The sequence below is a fragment of the Corynebacterium sp. 74A genome (genome assembly GCF_008930665.1).
GTDB lineage: Bacteria > Actinomycetota > Actinomycetes > Mycobacteriales > Mycobacteriaceae > Corynebacterium > Corynebacterium megadyptis.
In genome coordinates, this window is record NZ_PQMG01000006.1 from 14,127 (window position 1) to 35,857 (window position 21,731).

21 protein-coding genes are annotated in these 21,731 nt (G+C 63.1%); 11 read left to right on the forward strand and 10 right to left on the reverse strand.

All coding sequences use genetic code 11. From position 1 onward, the window contains the following. Positions 1-177: 177 nt before the first annotated feature. The 3 genes from GBB11_RS09095 to GBB11_RS09105 all read right to left on the reverse strand — a co-directional run bounded on the left by GBB11_RS09095 (position 178) and on the right by GBB11_RS09105 (position 3,098). Positions 178-390 carry a hypothetical protein gene (locus tag GBB11_RS09095; protein WP_225979219.1) on the reverse strand — a complete coding sequence of 71 codons (213 nt, stop codon included), beginning with the start codon at positions 388-390 and terminating at the stop codon, positions 178-180. Between the two features lie 110 nt (positions 391-500). Further along, positions 501-2,636, reverse strand: a complete 2,136-nt coding sequence (locus tag GBB11_RS09100) for a transglycosylase domain-containing protein (protein ID WP_151549719.1) — start codon at positions 2,634-2,636, stop codon at positions 501-503. 87 nt (positions 2,637-2,723) lie between these two features. Further along, positions 2,724-3,098: a DUF5318 family protein gene (locus GBB11_RS09105; protein ID WP_151549720.1), complete on the reverse strand. Its 375-nt coding sequence runs from the start codon at positions 3,096-3,098 to the stop codon at positions 2,724-2,726. 266 nt (positions 3,099-3,364) lie between these two features. On the opposite strand from GBB11_RS09105, the gene GBB11_RS09110 reads away from it, so the two are divergent. The 5 genes from GBB11_RS09110 to GBB11_RS09130 all read left to right on the forward strand — a co-directional run bounded on the left by GBB11_RS09110 (position 3,365) and on the right by GBB11_RS09130 (position 7,516). Continuing rightward, positions 3,365-4,453, forward strand: a complete 1,089-nt coding sequence (locus tag GBB11_RS09110; RefSeq protein WP_151549721.1) for an inositol-3-phosphate synthase — start codon at positions 3,365-3,367, stop codon at positions 4,451-4,453. A gap of 203 nt (positions 4,454-4,656) precedes the next feature. Continuing rightward, positions 4,657-5,115: a MarR family transcriptional regulator gene (locus GBB11_RS09115; RefSeq protein ID WP_151529714.1), complete on the forward strand. Its 459-nt coding sequence runs from the start codon at positions 4,657-4,659 to the stop codon at positions 5,113-5,115. A 104-nt stretch (positions 5,116-5,219) separates the two neighbouring features. Continuing rightward, complete coding sequence (locus tag GBB11_RS09120) at positions 5,220-6,140, forward strand: universal stress protein (protein ID WP_151549722.1); 921 nt, start codon at positions 5,220-5,222, stop codon at positions 6,138-6,140. 46 nt (positions 6,141-6,186) lie between these two features. Beyond that, the gene (locus tag GBB11_RS09125; RefSeq protein ID WP_151549723.1) at positions 6,187-6,867 is read left to right on the forward strand and encodes an SDR family oxidoreductase; all 681 of its coding nucleotides are present in this window, start codon (positions 6,187-6,189) and stop codon (positions 6,865-6,867) included. A gap of 121 nt (positions 6,868-6,988) precedes the next feature. Then, positions 6,989-7,516 (forward strand): DUF4133 domain-containing protein, encoded by a 528-nt coding sequence (locus GBB11_RS09130; protein ID WP_225979221.1) that lies wholly within the window; start codon positions 6,989-6,991, stop codon positions 7,514-7,516. Here GBB11_RS09130 and GBB11_RS09135 read toward each other — a convergent pair. After that, positions 7,500-8,402, reverse strand: a complete 903-nt coding sequence (locus GBB11_RS09135) for a rhodanese-related sulfurtransferase (protein ID WP_151549724.1) — start codon at positions 8,400-8,402, stop codon at positions 7,500-7,502. The genes GBB11_RS09130 and GBB11_RS09135 overlap by 17 nt on opposite strands. Before the next feature lie 100 nt (positions 8,403-8,502). Here GBB11_RS09135 and GBB11_RS09140 point away from each other — a divergent pair, with 100 nt between their 5' ends. Continuing rightward, the gene (locus GBB11_RS09140; protein ID WP_151549725.1) at positions 8,503-8,853 is read left to right on the forward strand and encodes a hypothetical protein; all 351 of its coding nucleotides are present in this window, start codon (positions 8,503-8,505) and stop codon (positions 8,851-8,853) included. 32 nt (positions 8,854-8,885) lie between these two features. On the opposite strand, the gene GBB11_RS09145 is transcribed toward GBB11_RS09140, so the two are convergent. Then, a complete protein-coding gene (locus tag GBB11_RS09145; RefSeq protein ID WP_151549726.1) occupies positions 8,886-10,379 on the reverse strand; it encodes a DUF1846 domain-containing protein in 1,494 nt (497 codons plus the stop codon). A gap of 210 nt (positions 10,380-10,589) precedes the next feature. Next, entirely contained in the window at positions 10,590-11,792 is a 1,203-nt protein-coding gene (locus tag GBB11_RS09150; RefSeq protein ID WP_370513516.1) for a pyridoxal phosphate-dependent aminotransferase, read from the reverse strand. A gap of 89 nt (positions 11,793-11,881) precedes the next feature. Between GBB11_RS09150 and GBB11_RS09155 the strand changes: the two genes are divergently transcribed. From GBB11_RS09155 to dhaM, 4 genes are all read left to right on the forward strand, one after another. Then, positions 11,882-12,691 carry an Fpg/Nei family DNA glycosylase gene (locus tag GBB11_RS09155; RefSeq protein ID WP_151549727.1) on the forward strand — a complete coding sequence of 270 codons (810 nt, stop codon included), beginning with the start codon at positions 11,882-11,884 and terminating at the stop codon, positions 12,689-12,691. 183 nt (positions 12,692-12,874) lie between these two features. Then, positions 12,875-13,876, forward strand: coding sequence for a dihydroxyacetone kinase subunit DhaK (gene dhaK / locus GBB11_RS09160; protein ID WP_151549728.1), 1,002 nt, complete (start codon positions 12,875-12,877; stop codon positions 13,874-13,876). 15 nt (positions 13,877-13,891) lie between these two features. Beyond that, on the forward strand, positions 13,892-14,527 hold the full coding sequence (gene dhaL, locus GBB11_RS09165) for a dihydroxyacetone kinase subunit DhaL (RefSeq protein ID WP_151549729.1): 636 nt from the start codon (positions 13,892-13,894) through the stop codon (positions 14,525-14,527). Between the two features lie 3 nt (positions 14,528-14,530). Next, positions 14,531-15,217 carry a dihydroxyacetone kinase phosphoryl donor subunit DhaM gene (gene dhaM / locus GBB11_RS09170; RefSeq protein WP_151549730.1) on the forward strand — a complete coding sequence of 229 codons (687 nt, stop codon included), beginning with the start codon at positions 14,531-14,533 and terminating at the stop codon, positions 15,215-15,217. Here the strand turns inward: dhaM and GBB11_RS09175 are convergent. The 4 genes from GBB11_RS09175 to GBB11_RS09190 all read right to left on the reverse strand — a co-directional run bounded on the left by GBB11_RS09175 (position 15,214) and on the right by GBB11_RS09190 (position 20,858). Beyond that, positions 15,214-15,795: a TetR/AcrR family transcriptional regulator gene (locus GBB11_RS09175; protein ID WP_151549731.1), complete on the reverse strand. Its 582-nt coding sequence runs from the start codon at positions 15,793-15,795 to the stop codon at positions 15,214-15,216. The genes dhaM and GBB11_RS09175 overlap by 4 nt on opposite strands. Positions 15,796-15,899: 104 nt before the next feature. Next, positions 15,900-16,508: a VanZ family protein gene (locus GBB11_RS09180; RefSeq protein WP_151549732.1), complete on the reverse strand. Its 609-nt coding sequence runs from the start codon at positions 16,506-16,508 to the stop codon at positions 15,900-15,902. Between the two features lie 56 nt (positions 16,509-16,564). Continuing rightward, positions 16,565-19,414 carry a leucine--tRNA ligase gene (gene leuS / locus GBB11_RS09185; RefSeq protein WP_151549733.1) on the reverse strand — a complete coding sequence of 950 codons (2,850 nt, stop codon included), beginning with the start codon at positions 19,412-19,414 and terminating at the stop codon, positions 16,565-16,567. A gap of 205 nt (positions 19,415-19,619) precedes the next feature. Then, a complete protein-coding gene (locus GBB11_RS09190) occupies positions 19,620-20,858 on the reverse strand; it encodes a dicarboxylate/amino acid:cation symporter (RefSeq protein WP_151549734.1) in 1,239 nt (412 codons plus the stop codon). A gap of 378 nt (positions 20,859-21,236) precedes the next feature. Between GBB11_RS09190 and GBB11_RS09195 the strand changes: the two genes are divergently transcribed. Continuing rightward, entirely contained in the window at positions 21,237-21,695 is a 459-nt protein-coding gene (locus tag GBB11_RS09195; RefSeq protein ID WP_151549735.1) for an SdpI family protein, read from the forward strand. Positions 21,696-21,731: the final 36 nt, after the last annotated feature.

Here is a 21,731-nt window from a genome sequence, read left to right on the forward strand (position 1 = left end):
GGTCTAGTAATTGTGGTTCGGCCGCGCCCATCGTGGACGTGGCAGGAGGGTCGTTGCGTCAAGCAACCTTTTCAAGATACACCATCTACCTGCTCTCTTTCAATTGCGTACCCTGCGGCGGCCGCCGCTTATCGACGCCCACTCGCTGCCCACGCACCCTAGCGGCCCAGCCGCAACCTAGTTCATGGCGGCATCGCCAATGAAGCCGGTAGCCATAAACACAGCAAAGATGAGGGGGACAAGGAGCACGAAGAAGAAGGCGGCGATAATCCAAGAGACCACGGCTTTGGTGCTCTTGCCATAGGACTTGGCAGCATAGCCGCCGCCGAAGCAGCAAGCGCCAATGAACACGCTCGCCATCGTGAGGATCATGATGGTGGTGGAACTCATGGCTCTTAGCTTAGCCGCCAGATGCACGAATCCCCGCTCCCAAGTGCAGCGTGGCTGCGTATGTGGGGGAGCGGGGATCGGGAGAAGAGGAAGCGTCGATAAGCGCCGTGCTAGCCCGGTAGCAGATCACCCAAGTTCGGGAGTGCGGGCTGCGCCGGTTGCTCCGGCTCCGCCGGGGGAGCCGGGGCCGGCAGCGGCACATCCGGGACCTCCGGCAGGGCCGGCTCGGCGGGCTCAGCCGGCTCCGAGGACTCCGTCGGCTCGGTACTGGTGGTCTCGGGCGGAGCCACCGGGGTGGCGGGCGCCGGCGGTGCGGGCGGAGCCACATAACCCAGATTGGAGGTCGGAACCGGGAAGCTCTCGTAGTCGGCATTCGCCAGCGCGGCATCCATGGTGGACTTCCAGATATCGCTGGGCAGGCCGGAGCCCCAGATCTTGCCACCATAGAGGTTCAGCAGCGGCTGGCCATCATCGGTGCCCACCCACACAGCGGTGGAGAGCTGCGGGGTGGCACCAATCATCCACGCATCCTTGTTCTGACCCGTATCACCCAGCTGGGCGGTACCGGTCTTGGCGGCGGACTCCCGGCCATTCAGGGCGTGGCCGCGGGAATAGGCGGCGATCGGCTTCATCGCCTGGATCACGGAGTTCGCCACTTCCTCGTCCACGATGCGCTCGCTTTCACCCTCGTGCTCATAGAGCACCTCGCCATCATTGGTCACAACCTTCTGCACGAAGTGCGTCTTGTTGTACACGCCCTCATTGGCGAGGGTGGCCAAGGCGACAGCCAAGTCGAAGGGGCGGGACTGGTACTGGCCCAGAACCACACCCAGCTGGCTATGACCATTCTCCTCCTTCAGGGTGTGCGGGAGCCCCGGCAGGGACTCCGCCACGCCCAAGCGATGCGCCATGGCGGCGGTGTCATCGGGGCCATTCTTCAGATCATCCTGGAGGCGGATGAAGGAGGTATTCAGCGACTGCTTCAGCGCCTGAGCGATGGTACAGGTACCGCAGCTTTGCCCCTCAGAGTTAGTCACCGTGACATCACCGGTCTGTACCGGGGCGGAGCTGTAGTACTGGGAGAGCGGAATGCCCTGCTCCAAGGCCGCCGCGAGGGCGAAGATCTTGAAGGTCGAACCGGTCTGCAGCGGGGCAATGGCATAGTCCCAGCCGGCCGGGTCGTCGCCGCCATAGTAGGCGGAGACACCACCGGTCTTGGGGTTGATGGAGACCACCGCGGTGCGCAGGTTCTCCGGCTCGCCCTGCATGTTGTTCTCCACCGCCGCCTGGGCCGCATTCTGGGCGTCGGTATCGATGGTGGTGGTCACCCGCAGGCCGCGGGTCTGCACATCCTGTTCGCTGATGCCCACGCCTTCGAGCTCGGCGAGCACGCGATCCTTGATCAAACCATTGGTGCCGGTGGCCTCGGTATTGGACTGCACGGTGGCGGGGTCAATCACCTCTGGGAAGCGCGCCTCCGCGCGCGCCCCGGGGCTCATGGCACCGATCTCGACCATGCCGTCCATCACGTAGTTCCAGCGCTGCTCCGCCTCGGCCCGGTTATTCCAGGGATCGAGGGTGGAGGGGCGCTGGATGGCGGCGGCCAAGAGCGCGGACTCTTCGGGCGTGAGGTCCGTGAAGTCCTTGGCGAAATAGGCCTGGGAGGCCGCGGCCACACCATAGGCATTGCGGCCCAAGTAGATGGTGTTCAGATAGGACTCCAACACCTGCTCCTTGGACCACTCATTGGCCATCTTGGCGGAGTAGACGAGCTCCTTGAGCTTGCGCTCATAGGAACGCTCATTGCCCACCACGGCGATCTTCACGTACTGCTGCGTGATGGTGGAACCGCCGCCCTTGGAGCCGTCACCAGTGAGCTGGCCGATAATCGCGCGACCGAAGCCGGTGATGGAAAAGCCGGGGTTGGTATAAAACTCGCGGTCCTCGGCAGCCAGAGTGGCGTCCTTCATGGACTCCGGAATCTCCGAGAGCGGCACCACCACACGGTTACCTTCCGGGGGCACGATGCGCGCTAGCTGCGTCTCATCATCCCCGGCATAAATCTCCGTCACCTGCTTATTCACAAGCTGGTCGGCCTTCGGAACATCCACAAGCAGATAGGCGATCATGAATGCCACGAAGGGAGCGAGGATAATTAACACCACTGCGATGAGGATCGAGCGCCAGACCCACGGGTTACGGGTCTTCTCCTCGCTCTCTTCTACGGTCACGGTGTGTTCAGTCACGACTGTTGCTTCCAATCTCCATGGGTGAAATTGCGGCGTTCGGGCGAGCGACGGCCGGCGACCTGCCCAAACAAACTAACTAATCGGTTAAGCATAGCGGGTACGAGGGGAAACAACCATTGTCGCCAACAGGTGATTCCAATGACAATCAGGACAGACCTCCACGCGGTGAACGTCGAAAAGCTTGCCAGCGGAGACCAGCTGCGCGATCTCTTCCTCGCTGCGGGCGGAACCGGCTGCCCGGCCCACCTCATCGCCATAAATCCACAGCACGTCCCGCATGTTCTGAGAGGAACATACTGGGCAGTCCCGCGCTGAGCGCGAGCCATGAAACTCGGCGGCCGTTCGTAGCAAGAAATCGCACTCGCAGATCTCGGCGCGCGTGACCGCCCCTTGGCTATAGAGGCGCAAGGTGTGGCGACGGTGCCACTCGTGACTCACGATATTGCGATATTCAACCACGCGGCCAGTCTAGCTATCCCCACGGCAGTGGCGCCCGCGGCGATAATACTGTGTCTGTGCTCACAACTTAATCGGTTCACTGCGGTTCTGTATCGATTGAGCCCCTGCGCTTGACCAAAAACGCGGGCTAGATTCTGAGGAATCACGATTGTTGCGCGTCCTCAGGAGTGAGCCCCACGACTGCGGGCGTGCTCGCCCGCCGCGGTGCGCGCCCCCACCCGTGGGAGGTGTCGCGGCGGTACAAGTTTGTTTGAAGGAGTTTGCCCATGAGCGGAGAAATCCGTGTTGCCATCGTCGGAGTTGGCAACTGCGCCACCTCGCTGATCGAAGGCGTCGAGTTTTATAAGGACGCCCGCGATAGCGACGATGTTCCCGGCCTGATGCACGTGCGCTTCGGCGACTATCACGTCAAGGACGTCACATTCGCCGCAGCCTTCGATGTGGATGCCGCCAAGGTGGGGCTCGATCTCTCCGAGGCCACCCGCGCATCCGAGAACTGCACCATCCAGATTGCGCAGCTGCCGCATCTCGGCGTGAAGGTCCAGCGCGGCCCCACGCACGACGGCCTCGGCCGCTACTATCAGCAGACCATCACCGAGTCCGAAGAGGAGCCGGTGGATGTGGTGCAGGCCCTCAAGGACGCCCAGGTGGATGTGGTGGTCAGTTATCTGCCCGTGGGTAGCGAGGAGGCCGATAAGTTCTACGCCCAGGCCGCAATCGACGCCGGCTGTGCCTTCGTCAACGCCCTGCCGGTGTTCATCGCCTCCGATCCCGAGTGGGCCGAGAAGTTCCGTGCCGCCGGGGTGCCGATTGTGGGCGATGACATCAAGTCCCAGGTGGGCGCGACCATCACCCACCGCGTGATGGCCAAGCTCTTCGAGGATCGCGGCGTGCGCCTCGAGCGCACCATGCAGCTCAACGTCGGCGGCAACATGGACTTCAAGAACATGCTCGAGCGCGAGCGCCTGGAGTCCAAGAAGATCTCCAAGACCCAGGCCGTCACCTCCAACCTGAAGACCTCCCCCTTGGCGGGCAAGGTGGATGATCGCAACGTGCACATCGGCCCCTCCGACTATGTGGGCTGGTTGGATGACCGCAAATGGGCCTATGTGCGCCTCGAGGGCAAGGCCTTCGGCGAGGTGCCGCTGAACCTCGAGTACAAGCTCGAGGTCTGGGACTCCCCGAACTCCGCGGGCATTATTATTGACGCTCTGCGCGCGGCGAAGATTGCCCTCGACCGCGGCATTGGCGGCCCGATCGACGCCGCCTCCTCCTATCTGATGAAGTCCCCGCCGAAGCAGCTCGGCGACGACGAGGCCCGCGCCCGCCTCGAAAGCTTCATCGCCGGCGACTAAACCCCCTCCGCGGGCGCGAACGCAGCGCCCTGGTGGCCACGGCCACGGACGACCCCCTGTGGTATCCGTCCGTGGCCGCACTGTATTCTCCTGCCGCCCGCGGACAGTCACCTACCCCCGCCGCAGCACACCCACCTGCCGAAATACTTTTTCACCTAAACAATTTTTAGGACAGTACTGTTTCGCGCCATAGAATATGGACTATGAACGCGCAACCTTATTTTGAACTCGCCCGGAATGCACGGCCCGCGCTCACGCAGCTGTACGTCACCTATTTCCGGCTTGCAGAGCGCTCCGATCTCACCGGACCGCAGCTGACAATCCTGTCTCGCCTGAAGTCCGATGGAGCGGCGCGTATCAGCGAACTAGCCAAGCGGGAGGGCATTCGCATGCCCACCGCCTCTAATGCCTTGCACCAGCTCGAATCCCGCGGCCTGGTGGAGCGCGTCCGCGATAATAATGACCGCCGCGGCGTGCGCGTGCAGCTGACCGAGCAAGGCGCTGTCGAACTCGAGCGCGTCGGCGAGGAACGTATCGCCCAGCTGGCTGATATGTTTAGCACTCTCGAGGATGAGGAGATCGCCGCTATCGAAGAGATCGTCCCGATTATCAATCGCCTCGCCGAGCGCTATACCGCCCAAACCCGCAACGGCGATAAGTAACTAGCCTCGGAGCGTGCCCGCCCCCGTTCCTTTGTCCGCCCAGATGAAAGTTGAGCGCATGAGCAGCGCTCGGCCCCGCCCTCGCCGCTCATGCATAGACACCTATGCCCGATTCTCGCCTCCGCGTATTGATAGCGTGGCAGCCCGACGCCGCCAATAACGAAATTCTCGATGCCGTCGCATGGCTACACCGCTCTGGGCCCATCACCGTCCGCGCCATCTCGGCCTTTACCCGCCCCTGGCCACAAACTTCCCTATCCAAACTGGGGGGCAAGTACAAGAAGTGGTTGAAGAAGCAGGAGGAGGCCAGCCGCGAGGTGGTGACCGCTGCGCTGCTCGACGCCGGCGTGGACAAAGACTGCTTCGATAGCAAGCTCGCCGTCTTTGCCGATGGCTCCTCCGAGCCGCACCTGCTCACCCAGGCCGCCAAGGACTTCCACGCCGACATCATTCTGCTGGGCCCCGCCCAAGCCGCCCCCAAGGGGCGATATTTGGCCGGCACCACCGCCGATGCGCTGCTGCACGCCTCCCCTTATCCCCTGGGCCTGATCCCGCGCGAGGTGAAGCTGGGCAAGAAGGGCGTGAACCGAGTCTCCTGCGCGCTCACCGAGGAGGCCGGCAGCGCCGCCGTCTTCGATCATGCTGCCGCGGTAGCCGAGATTTACTCCGTCCCGCTGCGGATCGTGGCTTTCGTGCCCGATCGAGTGGGCAATGCGTTGAAGTCCACAAATAGCAAGCTCGAGTCTGTGCTGGCTGATGACGCCCGCGAACATGCGCTGGCCAATCTTGATCGGGCGCGAGATAGCGTCGTCAAGCATCACCCCGAGCTGCAGGTGGAAACGGAACTCGCTACCGGCAGCGGCTGGTCCGAGGCCATGGACGCGGTGAAGTGGAAGAAATCAGATCTGCTCGTGGTGGGCTCCGAAGATAGCAATCCCATCGCGCGGGTGTTCATGGGCTCTCATACCTCGGCCGTGCTCAAACACGCGCGCGTACCGGTGATGATCTACCCGACCACGACCTAAACCCGCCCCGTGTGGGGCACAGACTACGCATAGGAGACACGCACATATGCGCACAGCACTCGTTACCGGCGCCAGTGGGGGAGTGGGGCGCGAGATCGCCGAGCAGCTTATCGACGCCGGCTGGGTGGTCTATGCCCACTATCGCAGCGAGTCACCCGCCACGGACAAGACCCGGGCCGCCGTCTCCCAGGCCAGCTGGTTCCGCCTTAATTTCGATTCCCCCGAGCCCGATCTCTCGGCCGTGCCCGATATCCACAGCCTCGATGCGCTCATCCACTGCGCCGGCTACTGCCAGCTCAACCGCATCGAGGACGCCAGCAGCCAGGAATGGCAGGATTCCTTCAACGTCAATCTGCACGGCCCGGTGGCGCTGACGAATCATCTGCTCCCCGCCCTGCGCGCCGCCCAAGGCACCATGGTGTATCTCAACTCGGGGGCCGGTTTTCGGGTCAAGCCCGAATGGGGCAGCTATGCCGCCGCCAAGTTTGCCGCCCGCGCTTGGTGCGATGGGCTGCGCGAGGAAGAGCCCGGCATCCGCGTCTCCTCGATCCACCCAGGCCGCATCGATACGCAGATGCAGCGCGCCATCGTGACCTATGAGGGCGGCAGCTATGATCCGCATCAATTCCTGACCGCCGAGACCGTGGCGCGCTCGGTGGTGCAGGTGATCACCACACCGATGGATGCCCAACCCACCGAGCTGGTGCTGCGTCCCCGCCCTCACTAGCGCCGCAGCGCCGCATGCTGGGGTCTACCCACGATGCGGAGCAGCGAGTAGGGTGGCGAAGAAAGGGCTGGATACACGGCCCGAGAAGCACGACAAGGCAGAGCTATAGGGGTGAGAAGCCATGCAATCCGAGTCTGAGGACGATCCACGCCCGCCGCGGCCGGAGTCTGCGGCGGGCCCCACGCCCGCCGCCGGCCTGCCCGAGGGACAGTATTTCGATCCCACCGTGGATCGGGTCTCCACCACGCCCCGCGGCCCCTCCCGTGAGGAATTCGAGCGCGACCCCTTGGCGTGGTTCGAGCACAGCCGCCGCTCCTCACGCAGGGCCATTGCCTATGCGCTGACGATACCCCTGCTCACCGTCCTCACTGGGCTGGTGATCGCGCTCATCTCCCGCGCCCACGGCGGACCGATCTGCGAGGCCGGGCTCTCGACGTGGATCTGCAGCCGTGACTACGAGATTCTATTCTCGCTGGTGCCCCTCGGCGTGGCCCTAGCCGGCACTTTCGGCGCTTTTTGGATCACCTATCGCACCTGGGCCCGCTATGGGGCGTGGCGGCCGTGGCTCGCCATCATCTGGGTGCTCATCCCCGCCTCCTTGGCGTGGATGACGGGCTTCGGCTGGATGTTCGTTAACGGTCACCACTAGCGGCGGCAGTGATCTCGGCACAGCTCGCATCGCCGCAGTGCCCCACGGAATCCGCGCAGTCCGCGCACATGAGCGTCTGCTTGCGGCAGGCTTGGTTGCGGCAGTTGTGAAAGTCATTCGTGGCCGCACCACAGTGGGCACAGTGCCCCAGTTGGGTGAACTCGCCGCCCTCGAACTCCATGTGCATGCGCTTATCGAAGACGTAGAGCGAGCCTTCCCAGAGCCCGGCGTTACCGTATTTTTCGCCATAGCGGACGATGCCGCCATCGATCTGATAGACCTCCTCGAAGCCCCGATTTTTCATCAGGCTGGACAGCACCTCGCAGCGAATACCGCCGGTGCAATAGGAGACCACCGGCTTATCCTTCATCCAGTCATATTTGCCGGACTCGAGCTCCGCGATGAAGTCGTGGGTAGTGGAGACATCGGGTACCACGGCGTTTTTAAACTTGCCGATCTGCGCCTCCATGGCATTGCGCCCGTCGAAGAACACCACCTCCTCGCCGCGCCGCTCCACTAGCTCATTCACTTCTTCGGGCTTGAGGTGCACGCCGCCGCCGATCACACCGTCTTCATTCACTTTCAGCTCGCCCGGCGCGCCAAAGGACACGATCTCATCGCGAACCTTCACGGAGAGCTTCGGGAAATCCTCGGCTCCACCCTCGGACCATTTGAACTCCATGGGCTTGAAGTATTCGCGGGTTTTACGGGCATATTTCTTGCAGGCATCCATCGGCCCGCCGACGGTGCCGTTGATGCCGTGCTCGGAGATCAGAATGCGGCCGCGCAGTCCGAGGGACTCGCAGAGGTCGCGCTGCCACAGCATCACGGCCTTGGGGTCGGCGATGGGCTGGAACTTGTAGTAGAGCAGGATCTTCGAGAGCATATCTTGATCCTATTCCGGCGCGGCAGCCAGTTCCTAACCACCGCTGCGTGCGGCGCAGGAGGGCAGGGAGGCGGTGAACAGTGTTCTAGAATGAGGGGCTATGGAACCTTTTGATATCAATGCCGGTCGTTTCTATCTGCGGGCCCTGCACAACCAAACCACCCTCGATGATGGCCCCACGCTGCGCTCGATCACGCCCACCCCAGCGATTCAGTCCAATGATGAGGCCGAGGATGGCTGGATGAACAATACCTGCTATAGCTGGGCGGTATGTGAACAAACCTCCTCGGATCTCTTGGCCTTGGTCACCTACGAACCGGCCACCGATACCGTGACCTCCTACCCAGCTGGGGAGGCAGACACGGTATGGGATCATAACCGCGAGCTCGAGCCCATCACCTTGGGCCAAGCGGCCGCCACGGGCGAAAAGGCGGTCCGGGCGCACATCTAGCGCCACACGAACCGCCTTCTGCGCATTCGGTGTTACTTCCGGAAGAGCAGCTTCTTCTGATACACCGGATCGGAGGTCACCTGGATATCTAGGTTGCGGAAGATCCCCTCATCCACCGAGCCGAGAATGGTGGTGGTGTGCACGTCGAGGCCACGCAGGTTGTGCAGCTCCTCTAGGGCGCGGCGGGCATTGGGGTCATGATCCGCCGAAACGCTCAGGGCGATGAGCACCTCATCGGTGTGCAGCCGCGGGTTGCTGCTGCCCAGCTGCTCGATCTTGAGGGTCTGGATGGGCTTGATGGAGCTCGGCGCCAGCAAGTCCACATCCGGCTCGATACCGGCCAGATACTTCAGCGCGTTGAGCAGCATGGCCGCCGAGCAACCGAGCAAAGCGGAGGTCTTGCCGGTAATGATCTCGCCATCATTGAGCTTGATGGCGCTACCAGGCTGGCCGGTCTCCTCTGCGATGGCGCGCGCCGGCTCGATCACGGGGCGATCAGTTTCGTGAATGCCCTGCTTGCCCATGAGCAGGCGAATGCGGCCGGATTCCAGCGGCGCCTTCTGATTCTTCTTCTCCTCTACCAGCGCCTTGTAGTAGCGCCGGATGATCTCCTGCTTGGCGGCCTCGCGGCACACCTCATCATCGCTGATGCAATTACCCACCATGTTCACGCCCATGTCGGTGGGGGACTCATAGGGGGAGTGCCCGGAAATCTTCTCCAGCAGGTGCTTGAGCAGCGGGAATACTTCCACATCGCGGTTGTAGTTCACCGCCTGGCTGCCATAGGCCGCCAGGTGGAAGGGGTCGATCATGTTCACATCATCCAGATCGGCGGTGGCGGCCTCATAGGCAGCGTTCACCGGGTGATCCAGCGGGATATTCCAGATGGGGAAGGTCTCGAACTTGGCATAGCCCACGTCAATGCCGCGCACGTGCTCGTGGTAGATCTGCGAGAGGCAGGTGGCCAGCTTGCCCGAGCCGGGGCCGGGCGCGGTGACGATAATGAGATCGCGGCTAGTGTCCGCGTACTCGTTGCGGCCGAGGCCATTCTCGGAGACGATGTGCTCGGTATCAGCTGGGTAGCCCTCGATCACGAAGTGGCGGGTGACCTTCAGGCCCAAGCGGGTGAGCTTCTCCTGGAAGGCGGTGGCGTGCTTATTGCCCTCCTCGCACTGGGTCATCACCACGTTATCCACGAGGAAACCACGGGCGCGGAAAACATCCACCAAGCGCAGCACATCATCCTCATAAGAAATGCCAAGGTCGGCGCGCATTTTACCGCGTTCCAGATCCTTGGCGTTGATGCAGACCATGATCTCGACATCGTCCTTGATGTTCTCGAGCATCGCGATCTTATTGTCGGGAGTAAAGCCCGGCAGCACACGGGAGGCGTGCATATCGTCGAAGAGCTTGCCTCCCATCTCTAGGTAGAGGCGTCCGCCGAGACTCTCCCGGCGCTCCTTAATGTGCTCAGATTGCATCTGGATGTACGCGGATCGGTCGAAGCCAATGGCGGGTGAAAGCATAGAGCAACCTCACTTGAGATAAGAGCGTAAAGGGGGCGGCAACTGACGTAGTGGCAGCGGTCGGAGTGAGGCCCTGTGGCGGCCTGCATTCTCTCTGACGGCCGCCGCTACGGTTACCCTGAGATACTACCGCCGTTGGGGAACAATTGCATAAAGGAGCATTAAACGCGCTGGTGAGAAGTTATTTTAATTTCTGTTTGTCGATAGTTTTTAGCGTCGAATATAGGCCTCCAGGCGATCGCAAGCGGCCACCACATCGGCCGTATCGCAGGCATAGCTCAGCCGAATCCAGCGGTGCCCGTGCACGATGTCGAAATCCACCCCGGGCGCCACCGCCACCCCCGTGGCGTCGAGCAGCTCATGGGCGAAGCGAAAGGAGTCCTCGGTGATCGAGGAGACATCCACATAGCAGTAGAAGGCGCCATCCGCGGGCGCGATATTCTCCAAGCCCAGCGCGGGCAGTCGCTCCATGAGGATCTCCCGATTGCGGGCATAGCGCTGCACATGCGCGTCGAGTTCCTCCAGGGCGGCGTCGTCAAACGCGCGCAGGGCGGCCTGCTGCGAGATCGCCGGCGGACAGACCGTGAAATTGGCGTGGAGGCGATCGAGCGCTCCCACCAGCTCCGGCGGCACGATGAGCCATCCAACCCGCCAGCCAGTCATGGAGAAATACTTACTCACGCTGCCCACGATGACCGCTCGTTCAGAAAACTCGGCGGCGCTACGGCACTCGGCACCATAGCTGATGCCGTGGTAGATCTCGTCGGAGATCAGTACCACGCCGTGCGTATCGCACCACTGCGCTAGACGACGCAACTCTGCCGGATCGATCACCGTGCCACTGGGGTTGGAGGGCGAGGTCACAATCACCGCCCGCGGCAGCCGCGGCAGGGCCTGCAGATCCTCAACGCGCAGCTGAAAGGCGTGTTCGGCATCGGTAACGTCGATCTCCACCATGCGTACCCCGAGCGCGGAGAGCACATTCCGATAGGCGGGATAGCCCGGGCGGGCCAGCACCACCTCATCGCCGGGATCGCAGACGGCGAGAAAGAGCGAGGTAAACCCGCCCGAGGAGCCGGTGGTGATGAGAATACATTCCGGATCCACCGACACCCCATAGCGGCGCTGATAGTAGGCGGCGATGGCCTCTTTAAGCTCGGACGTGCCGCTGGCCGCTGTGTAGCCGAGGATATCCTGGCGCACCACCGACTCGGCCTGCTCCAGCACGGGGCTAGGTGCCGGGGTCGAGGGCTGGCCCACGCATAATAGCAGCGCATCGCCGTGTGTCTGGCGGCGCTGGAGGGCTCGGGCGAGAATATCCATCACGATAAAAGGTGCCACCTCGCCGCGCTGAGAGAGGTGCATCGGTGCTGCGGTGGGGGAGGAGTCGGTGGAACGCGAAGCTGCTGACATGCCCTTTAGTATGGCCCATGCGCCACAGTCGGCGCCCGCTGCCGCGCGGAAGCCACTGCACCCCGCGGAGCGGCCTAGACTAGAACACCATGCCCGAAGGTCATGTGATTCACCGTCTCGCCCATCAGCTCAACCAGCATTTCGCCGAGCGGAGAGTACAGGTCAGCTCGCCGCAGGGGCGCTTTGCCACCGCCGCGGCACAGCTCGACGGCCACCGATTCGACCACGCAGATGCCTGGGGCAAACACCTCTTTATCCACATCGATACCCCGCAGCCGGACTCGATCGTGCATATTCACCTCGGACTCATCGGCAAGTTCCACTTCGAATCCCCCGAGGCCGACTGGGGCCAGATTCGGCTGCGCATCGCGAACGAGGACATCGCCGCCACGCTCCGCGGCCCCCAGTGGTGCCGACTCATCACCGCCGAGGAGCAGGCGGCGGCGATCGCCCGGCTGGGGGCAGATCCCTTGCGCGCGGACTCGGACTGGGAGGAGCTTGCCGGCCGCGTCGCCCGCTCGCGCCGCAGTATCGCCTCGCTCTTGATGGACCAGAAATACTATGCCGGGGTGGGCAATATCTACCGCGCCGAGGTGCTCTTCCGGCAGGGAATCGATCCTTTCACCCCGGGCCGAGAGCTCACGGCGGCGCAGCGGGACGCCATTGCGCAGGATCTCTGCCAGCTCATGCGCGATGGGGAAGAGAAGGGCTGGATCGACACCGTGCTGCCCGCCCACACCCCCGAGGCCATGCGGCGCCCCGCGCGAGAGGATGCGCACGGCGGCGAGGTCTATGTTTACCGTCGCGCCGATCAGGATTGCCTGGTGTGCGGCGGGCCCGTGGCGAGCCGACCCGTGGAGGGGCGCAACCTATTTTGGTGCCCTTCCTGCCAGAGCTAAGCGGCGGCACAGCGGAGTAATTCTACGCTCCCGTAGAGTAGGGGAGCAATGCAGGTCACCCCATAAAGAGGGGCGAAAAACGGCGGCGGTGTCGGCGCGGCAGATTCCGCTACGCTGGGGGATGACAGGGCTACCTACTCGCGTCACTACTTTCACCGTCGAGCCCCACAGGGAGGGTGTCACATGAAGAAATTGATGAACGATCCCCATGATTACGTCGCCGAGTCCATCGCCGGATTCGCCGCAGCACACTCCGACCACGTGCAGATGCACACCGAACCGCTATTTGTGTCCCGCTCCGCCGCCACGCGCAAGGAGGAGGGCAAGGTCGGTCTGATCTCCGGCGGCGGCTCTGGGCATGAGCCGCTCCACGCCGGATTCGTCGGCACCGGCATGCTGGATGCCGCCGTGCCCGGCGCGGTGTTTACCTCGCCCACCCCGGATCCCATCCAGGCCGCCACCGTGGAAGCCAACCGCGGCGCTGGGGTGGTCTACCTAGTAAAGAACTACACCGGCGATGTGCTCAATTTCGATACCGCCGCCGAGCTCGCAGAGCTTGATGATATCGAGGTGCGGCAGGTGCTGATTAATGATGACGTCGCGGTGGAGGATTCGCTCTACACCGCTGGTCGACGCGGTGTGGCCGGCACCCTGCTGGTGGAAAAGATCACCGGCGCCGCAGCCGAGCGCGGCGATAGCTTGGACGAGGTGGTCGCCATCGCCGAAACCTGCGTGAACCAGGTGCGCTCCATGGGTGTGGCCCTCAGCCCCTGCCACGTACCGCATGCCGATCAGCCCTCCTTCGAGCTCGCGGAGGGCGATGTGGAACTCGGCGTGGGCATTCATGGCGAGCCCGGCCGCCGTACCACCACCTTCGGCAGCGCCGATGAACTCAGCGACGCGGTGCTGGATCCGATCCTCGCCGATCTCTCCCTCGCCGCCGGTGAGAAGGTGATTGCACTGGTCAACGGCATGGGTGGCACGCCGCTCTCGGAGCTCTATATTGTCTACCGCCGTCTCGCAGAACGCCTTACTGAACAGAACGTCACTATTTCCCGCTCGCTCGTGGGGAACTACGTCACCAGCCTCGATATGCAGGGCTTTTCCATCTCGCTCATGCGTGTTGATGAGCAGCTGCTGGCGCTCTATGACGCTCCCGCCCACACCCCCGCTTTTACTCACTAAGGAGGCTTGAGAATAATGGCTGAACTCTCTCTCGATTGGGCTCTCGCGTGGATCGACCGCTGCGTGGCCGAGGCCGCCGCTCACCGCGTGGAACTGACCGATCTCGACCGCGCCATCGGTGACGCCGATCATGGCGAGAACCTCGACCGTGGCTTCGGCGCGGTATCCGCCACGCTGAAGCAATCCACCCCAGACACTCCCGCCGCGGTATTCAAGACGGTGGCTGCCACGCTGATCTCGACCGTGGGCGGCGCCTCGGGCCCGCTGCTCGGCACCGCCTTCATGCGCCTGGCCAAGGTGGCACCGGAGCAGATCGACGCCACCGCCGTCGCCGAGATGTATGAGGCCGCCGTCGCCGGTATCCAGGCCCGCGGCAAGGCCGAGGAAGGGGAGAAGACCATGGTGGATGCGTGGGCCCCGGCTGCGGCCGCCGCGCGTGCCGCCGCCACTGAGGGCGCCGATGCCGCCGCAGCACTGCAGGCTGCCGCCGACGCGGCCGCCGCGGGCGCAGAAGCTACCATCCCCATGAAGGCCACCAAGGGCCGCGCCTCCTATCTGGGAGAGCGCTCCGAGGGGCACAAGGATCCCGGCGCCACCTCCTCCTCCTACTTCCTCGCTGCGGCCGCCGCAGCCACACAGGAAGGCAAATAGCTCATGGCCGTCGGTCTCGTCTTTGTCTCACATTCGGCCCAGCTGGCCGAGGGGCTGCGTGAGCTGGCGCAGCAAATGGCCTCCGAGGTGGATATCCGCGCCGCGGGCGGCACCGCCGAGGGGGGTATTGGTACCTCCTATGATCTCATCGAGGCGGCCGTCACCCAGCTTCGCGACGCCGACCGCGAGGTGCTGATCCTCACGGATCTCGGCTCGGCCACCATGACCGTGGAGATGCTGCTCGAGTTCCATGAGGATGAGCCCATCTGCTTCGTGGATGCGCCCTTGGTGGAGGGCGGTATTGCAGCCGCCGTGGCCGCCCAACAAGGCGTGGATCTACGCGGGGTGGTGGCAGCGGCCCGCAACGCTATCTATGGCTTCCGTACCCCCACGCAGGAGGACACGGCGGCAGCCGAGCCGGAGGCCGCGGCGGATACCACCGCTGGCTATAGCCGCACGGCTGTCGTGGCCGACGAGGCTGGGCTGCACGCCCGGCCCGCCGCGTTCATCGCCGAGATGGCCGCCACGGCCGAAGGAGAAATCGCGATCAACGACGCCGATGCCGCCTCAGCGCTCATGGTGATGGGACTGGGGATAAGGCAGAGAGAGACAGTCACTATCAGCGGCGAGGCCACGGATTCCGCGGTGATCGATCGCATCGCTGAGGCCATCGCCGCGGGCCTCGATTAGGCGCGTAAACCCTGGAATACGTAGCTCAACGCCATATCGGCGGCGTCCTCGGGCTCGCCTTCATAGCAGGCCGCGGTGGTCACGCAGCTGGTGATGATGAGCTCCGCGATCACGCCCGGCTCCAGCGCGGAGCTGAGGCGCTGGGCGGCGCGGGCGGCGTCGATATGCGTGATGAGTTCCTGGCGTAGCTGCTGCCGCACCTGCCGCAGGGGTGCGCTCAGCTTGTCGGAGCCGCTGGCCGCCACGGCGAGCCGGAGGCTGCCGCGATCCTCGGCGAGGGCCACAGTGAGTTCCCACACCATGTTCTTGAGAATGTCCAAGCCATCATCCTCGCCCTCCTTGGCGAGGGTGATAATGCTGGCGCAGGTGTGCTGGGCGCGCTCGGCCACAGCAGCGATGAGCTCGCCCTTGGATGCCACGTGGTGATACACCGCGGACTTGGTGATATTCAGTGCGTGCGAGATCTGGCTGATGGATGTCTCCGCAATACCGCGTTGGTGAAACTGCTCCTCAGCGGCGCTAATGATATCCGCGCGGCTATTGCCGGGTCGTCCCCTCCGGCGTGGCTTCTCGCTCACCTGCTCCCTCTCTTTTCCTCGGCTCGCGCTCGGACGCGACCTAAAGCTGAGTGCCTAATAGTACAACACTGGGCCTGAGAGCAGCAGCGCCCCAGCTAGCGAGGTTAGTGCGCCCAGCAGCCGAGGCTCGCCACCACCGCATCTGGGCTACCGAGGCGTGATCCGAGCCCGTATAGCAGCATGAGGGTGAGCATAAAGAGCAGGCACACCGCCACAGCGAGGCGCTGCACGACCGGCGGCGAGACGGTGGCCAGCCAAGCCCCTAGGCCAGCGCCTACGGTGTTATAGAGCAGATCATCGATATCGCTATAGCCTAGACGGAAGGCATACTGGGCGAGCTCAATGCCCAAGCTCAGCGCGAGGCTGAGCAGCGTGGCCGTGCGTAGCGGATGGGGGCGGCCACGCAGCAGCAACACCAGCACAAAGCCGAGCGGGGCGAAAAGCGCCACATTGCCCGCCACGTTGAGAAGCGAGCCCACGACGGACTGGGCATTCCAGAAATCATCCAGTGGCAAGAGCTCCACGCCACGATGGCGGTGCGCCTCGCGCCGCCACAGGTGGCCGATAACAAAGACGCTTTTCAATAAGGTCGCAGCGATGATGGTGAGCAGCTGACAAACCAACGCAGCCCACACGAGCCCAGGGCAGGGGCCACTGGGACGTGCGGGCTGGACGGCCTGGGCCCCCTGAGTGCTCGATTCATAGACTGTCATGGGAGCCTTCCTGGGTGGCCCGTCAGAGGTACACCCAGCGTAGTTCACAGGCGAGGTTATTTGACCACGAGGTTGATCATCTTGCCCGGGATCACGATCTGCTTCACCACAGTCTTCCCTTCAAGATGCGCAGCCACCTTCTCATCGGCTGTGGCCAACTCCACCAGCGCCTCGCGATCGGCGTCCACCGGGGCCTGGATACGGCCGCGAACCTTGCCATTGACCTGCACCGGCAGCTCCACGGTATCGTCCTGCAGCCAGGCCTCATCCCAAGTGGGGAAGGGCTCATAGGTGATGCTCTCCTCGTGGCCCAGGATGCTCCACAGCTCCTCCGCGATATGCGGGGCGATCGGGGCGAGCATCGACACCGCCGGCTCCACGGCCGCCCGCGGGGTAGCGGTGGAGGAGTAGTGCTTAGTCAGGAAGTTCACGTACTCGATGAGCTTCGCCACCACGGTGTTCATGCGCAGGTTCTCATAGTCCTCACGCACGCCCGCCACCGTGCGGTGCAGAGCCTTGAGGGTGGCGTCGTCAAGCTCCTGCTCGGAGACGGTGCACTCACCCGTGGACTCCTCCACCACCAGTCGCCATAGGCGCTGCAGGAAGCGGTGGGCGCCCACCACATCCTTCGTAGCCCAGGGGCGGGACGTATCCAGCGGGCCCATGGACATCTCGTAGACGCGCAGGGTATCGGCACCGTACTCATCACACATATCGTCCGGGGAGACGGAGTTCTTCAGGGACTTGCCCATCTTGCCGTACTCCTGCGTCACCTTCTCGCCCTGGTAGAAGAACTCGCCATCCTTCTCCTCTACCTCGGCGGCGGGTACGTACACGCCACGGGAATCGGTGTAGGCATAGGCCTGAATATAGCCTTGGTTATAGAGGCGGTGATAGGGCTCGCAGGAGCTCACATAGCCGAGATCGAAGAGCACCTTATGCCAGAAGCGGGAATAGAGCAGGTGCAGCACGGCGTGCTCGACGCCGCCCACATAGAGATCCACGCCGCCGCCCGGGGCGCCCTCGCGGGGGCCAGTCCAGTAGCGCTCGTTCTCAATATTGCAGAACTGCTCCTCGTTCTTCGGATCAATATAGCGCAGCTGGTACCAAGAGGAACCGGCCCACTGGGGCATCACATTGGTATCGCGGGTGTAGGTCTGCAGGCCATCGCCCAGATCCAACTCCACATTCACCCAGTCGGTGGCCTTCGCCAGCGGCGGGTGCGGGGAGGAATCGGCATCGTCCGGGTCAAAGGACACCGGCTTATAGTCCTCCACCTCCGGCAGCTCGATGGGCAGCATCTCCTCCGGCAGGGCGTGGGCCACACCCTGATCGTCATAGACGATGGGGAAAGGCTCGCCCCAGTAGCGCTGGCGGGCAAAGAGCCAGTCGCGCAGCTTGTACTGGATCTTCTCGCGGCCATAGCCCTTCTGCTCCAGCCAGGCGATAGTGGTGGCGACGGCCTCTTCCTTGCCTAGGCCGTTGATGTCCAGGCCTTCCTCATTGGCGGAGTTCACCGCGATGCCCGGCTCGGTGAAGGCGGCCGTGGAAATATCGCCACCGGCCACCACCTCCCGAATGGGCAGACCGAAGGCTTGGGCGAATTCATAGTCGCGGTCATCGTGTGCCGGAACGGACATGATGGCCCCAGTGCCATAGCCGGTGAGCACATAATCACCAATAAACACCGGAATCTCTTCACCGGAGACCGGGTTCACGGCCTGCACGCCCACGTACACACCGGTCTTGTCCTTGTTCTCCTGGCGTTCCAGATCGGACTTGGCGGCAATCGAGGAGCGATAGGCGGCCACGGCCTCTGCAGGGCTGGCGGCACCAAAGGTCCAGCGCTCGTCCACGCCTTCATAGCTCTCGGGCGCGTGGGTGAGCAATTCGTCCACCAGCTCGTGCTCGGGGGCGAGCACCATATAGCTTGCGCCGAAGAGGGTATCCGGGCGGGTGGTAAACACAGTGATGGTGTGGCCGGCGGCGCGGAAGTCCACCTCGGCACCGCGGGAGCGGCCGATCCAGTTCCGCTGCATGGACTTCACCTTCTCCGGCCAATCCAGCAGATCCAAATCGTCGATCAGGCGATCCGAATAGGCAGTAATGCGCATCATCCACTGCTGTAGATTCTTACGGAACACTGGGAAATTACCCCGTTCCGAGCGCCCCTCGGCGGTGACCTCCTCATTGGCCAGCACCGTGCCCAAGCCGGGGCACCAATTGACCGTGGAGTTCGAGCGATAGACCAAACGGAACTCGTCGATCACCTCGGCCCGCTCGACGTCATTCAACTCCGCAAAGGGGCGGCCATAGCGCTCGGGGGTGGCGATCTCGCCGGACTCGAGCAAAGGAATCAGCTCGTCGATACGGCGCGCCTTATTGCTCCGCTCATCGAACCAGGAATCGTAGATCGTGAGGAAGATCCACTGGGTCCAGCGGTAGAAGTCCGTGTCCGTGGTAGCGAAGCTGCGGCGCGTATCGTGCCCCAGGCCGAGTCGGCCGATCTGGCGGGACATGTTCTTAATATTGGCCTCGGTGGTCGTGCGCGGGTGCGTGCCAGTTTGCACCGCGTACTGCTCGGCCGGCAGGCCGAAGGCGTCATAGCCAAAGGCGTGTAGCACGTTCTTGCCCAGCTTGCGGTGAAAGCGAGCAAACGCATCGGTGGCGATATAGCCCAGCGGGTGGCCCACATGCACGCCCACGCCCGAGGGGTAGGGGAACATGTCCTGCACGAAGAGCTTGTCCTCAGGAAGATTCTGGCCACCCTCCTCGGCCAACTCGCCTACAGGGTTGGGCGCATTGAAGGTGCCGTGATCGGCCCAGTACTTCTGCCACTTGCTTTCAATGTCGGCCGCAAGGCCGGCACGGTATCGATATGCGGGTACATCGCTCGGGTTAGTCATGCGTCATAGTGTAGCCGGTGCGTCTCGCCGCTTTCACACAACCATCCACGCCGGGCGTGCCTGTGGGGATGGGGGAGTGGGCGATGAATGTTTCACGTGAAACATTGCGCCCGAGAATGCCGCGCGTTTATTTACTGACTCCACATACACTAAACCGCCCAGAACCTGTCCGAATGGACGGTCTGGGCGGCAGGGGAGTGCGCTATTACGCGTCCTCTAGTTCAGTTTTCCTCTCTGCACCACGACCGCCGGAGAGCTTATTGACGATCATGGCGATGGCACCATCGCCGGTGACATTACATGCGGTGCCGAAGGAATCGATGGCGATATAGGCGGCGATCATCAGCGCCACCTGATCATCGGTGAAGCCGAGCATGGAGCTCAGCAGGGTGGACGCGGCCATGATGGCGCCACCAGGCACGCCGGGCGCTGCGATCATGGTGATACCCAGCATGAGCACGAAGCCGAAGGCAAGTGCGGGACTCACCGGTGTGCCCGCCATGAACATGATGGCAAAGGCGAAGAGCGAGATCTTCATCATCGAGCCCGAGAGGTGGATGGTGGCGCAGAGCGGCACCACGAAGCCAGCCACATTGGCGGAGACACCATTCTTCTGCGCGCAGGAGTAGGTGACTGGGATGGTGGCAGCCGAGGAGGAGGTACCCAGCGCGGTGAAATAGGCAGGCAGCATCGTCTTCCACGCACGCACCGGGTTACGGCCGGCGATAGCGCCCGCGATGAGGAATTGCACCAGCAACAACACCAAGGTGGCCACGATTGCCAGGATGAGCACGACGGCGAACATCGTCATGGTCTTTTGCATATTGCCGTTCTTGCCCATGGAGAGGAACATGCCGAAAATGAAGATGGGCAGCAGCGGAATCACGAACTTACGAATGGTGAGCTGCACAATCTCTTCCACCTCCTTCGCCAGCGTATAGGCGGTATCGGCCTTGACCACCGTCATACCGATGCCAAAGATGAAGGCCAAGAGAAGCGCCGTCATGATATTCATCAACGGCGGCATTTCTACCTCGAAGTAGGGGGCGAGGGCGCCGGCGTCAATGTCCACGGCATCACCCAGCGCCTCGGAGGAGAGCAGCGAGGGATAGAGCCCGCGGCTCAGTCCATAGGCGGCGAACCCGGAGAGCACCGTCGATGCATAGGCGATGGCGGTGGTCACGAGGAGCCACTTACCCGCGCCGCGTCCGATGCCCGCGATGGCGGGGGCGATGAGCGCGAAGATGAGAATGGGAATGAAGAAGCCGAGGAAGTTTCCGAAGAGCCCGTTGAAGGTGACGAAGATGCGTGCCAGCCAATCGGGAAGCACGAGACTCAGAGCGCTACCGAGGACGATCGCGACGATGATCCACATCAGCAGCGAGCCGAGGAAGCCTCCTTTCTTTTTCTCCGGGGCGGCCATCGTGGCCTGTCCAGTGTTCATGAGAATCCACTTTCTTTTTCGTAACGTGACGTTATTTCACTAACCTTGCGCACCGACAGAAACCGTTGTGGCGGTTTCTCCGCATCTGAGCTATTCTCGCTGGTCAGAGCGTTGCGATTCGGCGCAAGATACCCGCAGGCCGCGCCAGAACGGTGAATAGTCCAGATGCCCAGACACCACGCGTCCACACAATGGAGACGCCTGTGCGTAGGCCTCAATCTACCGCACCAACGGCGTCCTACCACCCTTGCTCCCCGATCTGCGGCTGAGAGACAGCCGACAACCACCCGCACGGGGAGGGTAGTGCTCCACCCTGGCAGCGAATGATTGCCGCCGAGCTTTTCGCGCGCCCGCCACCCATGGCTTAGAGTGTCATTCATGGCTGTCCTCGGCATCATTTTGCTTATTCTCACCCTTGCCCTTCTCGTCCTCGGCGCCCTGGCATGGACACAGCACCTGCCCGGCAATGGCGTCATCGGCATCCGCGTACCCGAGGTCCGCACCTCGCGGGAGATGTGGAACGCCGCCCACAAGGTGGCCGGCCCCGTGTGGCTGGTCGCCGGCCTCGCCATGGGCATCGGCGCCCTGCTGGCCTTTTCCGCCCAGGGGTGGATGTGGCTGCTTGTTCTCGCCGCTGTCGTAGCCAGTGCCGCGCTGCTGGGCATCGGCGCCGCCCTCGGCGCCAAAACAGTGGCCATTATCGACGCCAACCGCAAGATTTCCGACGCCGCTGCCGCCCAGGCGGACGCCTCGGGGCCTGCAACTCCGCAGCCCGAGGTGGACGTCGATAAGCTGCGTTCGGCGCTGCGCCGCTCTCAGAATCAGGACGAGACCTAAAGGTCAGCGTCTATAGTTCATTCCTTGGTGTACTAT

What these genes read in the sequence shown, in the direction of transcription:
- GBB11_RS09095 (WP_225979219.1), bottom strand. Translation starts at nt 390, where the DNA reads ATGAGTTCCACCACCATCATGATCCTCACGATGGCGAGCGTGTTCATT.
- GBB11_RS09110 (WP_151549721.1), top strand. Translation starts at nt 3,365, where the DNA reads ATGAGCGGAGAAATCCGTGTTGCCATCGTCGGAGTTGGCAACTGCGCC.
- GBB11_RS09115 (WP_151529714.1), top strand. Translation starts at nt 4,657, where the DNA reads ATGAACGCGCAACCTTATTTTGAACTCGCCCGGAATGCACGGCCCGCG.
- GBB11_RS09120 (WP_151549722.1), top strand. Translation starts at nt 5,220, where the DNA reads ATGCCCGATTCTCGCCTCCGCGTATTGATAGCGTGGCAGCCCGACGCC.
- GBB11_RS09125 (WP_151549723.1), top strand. Translation starts at nt 6,187, where the DNA reads ATGCGCACAGCACTCGTTACCGGCGCCAGTGGGGGAGTGGGGCGCGAG.
- GBB11_RS09130 (WP_225979221.1), top strand. Translation starts at nt 6,989, where the DNA reads ATGCAATCCGAGTCTGAGGACGATCCACGCCCGCCGCGGCCGGAGTCT.
- GBB11_RS09135 (WP_151549724.1), bottom strand. Translation starts at nt 8,402, where the DNA reads ATGCTCTCGAAGATCCTGCTCTACTACAAGTTCCAGCCCATCGCCGAC.
- GBB11_RS09140 (WP_151549725.1), top strand. Translation starts at nt 8,503, where the DNA reads ATGGAACCTTTTGATATCAATGCCGGTCGTTTCTATCTGCGGGCCCTG.
- GBB11_RS09145 (WP_151549726.1), bottom strand. Translation starts at nt 10,379, where the DNA reads ATGCTTTCACCCGCCATTGGCTTCGACCGATCCGCGTACATCCAGATG.
- GBB11_RS09150 (WP_370513516.1), bottom strand. Translation starts at nt 11,792, where the DNA reads ATGTCAGCAGCTTCGCGTTCCACCGACTCCTCCCCCACCGCAGCACCG.
- GBB11_RS09155 (WP_151549727.1), top strand. Translation starts at nt 11,882, where the DNA reads ATGCCCGAAGGTCATGTGATTCACCGTCTCGCCCATCAGCTCAACCAG.
- dhaK (WP_151549728.1), top strand. Translation starts at nt 12,875, where the DNA reads ATGAAGAAATTGATGAACGATCCCCATGATTACGTCGCCGAGTCCATC.
- dhaL (WP_151549729.1), top strand. Translation starts at nt 13,892, where the DNA reads ATGGCTGAACTCTCTCTCGATTGGGCTCTCGCGTGGATCGACCGCTGC.
- dhaM (WP_151549730.1), top strand. Translation starts at nt 14,531, where the DNA reads ATGGCCGTCGGTCTCGTCTTTGTCTCACATTCGGCCCAGCTGGCCGAG.
- GBB11_RS09180 (WP_151549732.1), bottom strand. Translation starts at nt 16,508, where the DNA reads ATGACAGTCTATGAATCGAGCACTCAGGGGGCCCAGGCCGTCCAGCCC.
- leuS (WP_151549733.1), bottom strand. Translation starts at nt 19,414, where the DNA reads ATGACTAACCCGAGCGATGTACCCGCATATCGATACCGTGCCGGCCTT.
- GBB11_RS09190 (WP_151549734.1), bottom strand. Translation starts at nt 20,858, where the DNA reads ATGAACACTGGACAGGCCACGATGGCCGCCCCGGAGAAAAAGAAAGGA.
- GBB11_RS09195 (WP_151549735.1), top strand. Translation starts at nt 21,237, where the DNA reads ATGGCTGTCCTCGGCATCATTTTGCTTATTCTCACCCTTGCCCTTCTC.